The sequence below is a fragment of the Actibacterium sp. genome (assembly GCF_041584535.1).
GTDB lineage: Bacteria > Pseudomonadota > Alphaproteobacteria > Rhodobacterales > Rhodobacteraceae > Actibacterium_D.
The window spans coordinates 1-2,546 of the sequence record NZ_JBFHDW010000334.1; the positions used below are offsets into that span (position 1 = coordinate 1).

Below are 2,546 nucleotides of genomic sequence, written 5' to 3' on the forward strand. Positions count from 1 at the left end.
ATCAAATCCGGCGGCACCACCCGCCGCGCCGCCAAGATGGTGATCTGCGATGCCGACCACCCGGATATCGAGGAATTCATCAACTGGAAGGTCAAGGAAGAGCAGAAAGTCGCGTCGCTGGTCGCCGGGTCCAAGATCCACGAACAACGCCTGAACGACATCTTCGCCGCGATCCGCGCCTGGGATGGCAAGGAACAGGATGCCTTTGATCCCAAGGTCAACGACAGCCTGAAAGCCGCCATTCGCACCGCGAAAAAACAAGCGGTTCCCGAGACTTATGTCAAACGCGTGCTGGATTACGCCAAGCAGGGCTATAGCAGCATCGAATTCCCGACCTATGACACCGATTGGGATTCCGAGGCCTATGCCACCGTGTCGGGCCAGAACTCGAACAACTCGGTCCGGGTGACGGATGCCTTCCTCAAGGCCGTGGAAACCGATGGCGATTGGGAACTGTTGCGCCGCACCGACGGTAAGGTCGCCAAGACCCTGAAAGCCCGCGACCTGTGGGAACAGATCGGCCATGCCGCATGGTCCTGCGCCGATCCGGGCATCCAGTATCACGACACGGTCAACGCTTGGCACACCTGCCCCGAAGACGGGGCGATCCGTGGCTCGAACCCGTGCTCGGAATACATGTTCCTTGACGATACCGCTTGTAACCTTGCCTCGATGAACCTGCTGACCTTTTACAAGGACGGCGCGTTCCAGGCCGAGGATTACATGCACGCCTCGCGGCTGTGGACCCTGACGCTGGAGATCAGCGTGATGATGGCGCAGTTCCCGTCGAAGGAAATCGCACAGCTTTCCTATGACTTCCGCACGCTGGGTCTGGGCTATGCCAACATCGGCGGTCTGTTGATGAACATGGGCCTTGGCTATGACAGCGATGAAGGCCGGGCCCTGACCGGGGCGCTGACCGCGATCCTGACTGGCGTGGCCTATGCCACCTCGGCCGAGATTGCCAGCGAACTGGGTGCCTTCCCGGGTTATCAGCGCAACGCCAAGCACATGCTGCGCGTCATCCGCAACCACCGCAACGCCGCTTATGGCAAGACGGACGGCTATGAACAGCTTGAGATCAAACCAGTCGCGCTGGACATTGCCAACTGCCCCGATGCCCGCCTTGTCGAACTGGCGCAATCGTCGTGGGACGAGGCGCTGGCGCTGGGTGAAAAGCACGGCTATCGCAACGCTCAGACCAGCGTGATCGCACCCACCGGCACCATTGGTCTGGTGATGGATTGCGACACCACCGGGATCGAGCCCGATTTCGCGCTGGTGAAATTCAAGAAACTGGCCGGTGGCGGCTATTTCAAGATCATCAACCGCTCGGTTCCGGCGGCGCTGGAAAAGCTGGGCTATGGGTCGGCGCAGATCGAGGAAATCATCGGCTATGCCGTCGGTCACGCTAGCATCGGCAACTGCCCCGGCATCAACACCACCTCGCTGATCGGCCACGGTTTCGGCCCGCGCGAGCTGGAAAAGATCGAAGGCGCGCTGGCTGCGGCCTTTGACATCCGCTTTGTCTTTAACCAGTGGACGCTGGGCGAAGAGTTCTGCACCCAAACCCTTGGTATCCCGGCTGAAAAGCTGAACGATCCGTCGTTCGACCTGCTGCGCCACCTTGGCTTTACCCGCGCCCAGATCGAGGCCGCCAATGACCATGTCTGCGGCACCATGACCCTTGAGGGCGCCCCGCATCTGGACCCGGCGCATTACCACATCTTCGATTGCGCCAACCCCTGCGGCAAGAAGGGCAAGCGCTTCCTCAGCGTCGACAGCCATATCTACATGATGGCCGCCGCGCAGTCGTTCATCTCGGGCGCGATCAGCAAGACGATCAACATGCCCAACGACGCCTCGATCGAGGATTGCCAGAAGGCCTATGAGCTCAGCTGGTCGCTGGGCATCAAGGCCAACGCCCTCTATCGCGACGGTTCGAAATTGTCGCAGCCGCTGGCGTCGGCGCTGGTCGAGGATGATGAAGAGGCCGAGGAAATCCTTGCCTCGGGCAACCCGCAGGAAAAAGCTGCGGTGCTGGCCGAAAAGATCGTCGAGAAGATCATCGTCAAGGAAATCGCCCGTGGCCGCGAAAAGCTGCCGCAGCGCCGCAAGGGCTATACCCAGAAGGCGATCGTTGGCGGTCACAAGGTCTATCTGCGCACCGGCGAATATCAGGACGGTGCCTTGGGCGAAATCTTTATCGACATGCATAAAGAGGGTGCCGGGTTCCGCGCGATGATGAACAACTTCGCCATCGCGGTGTCGGTTGGCCTGCAATATGGCGTGCCGCTCGAGGTGTTCGTCGAGGCCTTCACCTTCACCCGCTTCGAGCCGGCCGGCATCGTGCTGGGCAACGACTCGATCAAGAACGCGACCTCGATCCTCGACTACATCTTCCGCGAGCTTGCGGTCAGCTATCTCGACCGCACCGACCTGGCACATGTGAAGCCGGAGGGCGTCACCTTCGACGAGCTCGGCCGCGGTGACGAGGAGGGCAAGCGCAACTTCGAAGAGGTGCCGAATTCTGGCGGCAACAGTCC

The 2,546-nt window shown here is 60.7% G+C and carries 1 protein-coding gene; it reads left to right on the top strand.

Annotation, left to right across the window (positions count from 1 at the left end; genetic code table 11):
- A partial coding sequence (locus tag ABYW26_RS13220; protein WP_372605381.1) for a vitamin B12-dependent ribonucleotide reductase occupies positions 1–2,546 on the top strand: 2,546 nt, incomplete at both ends.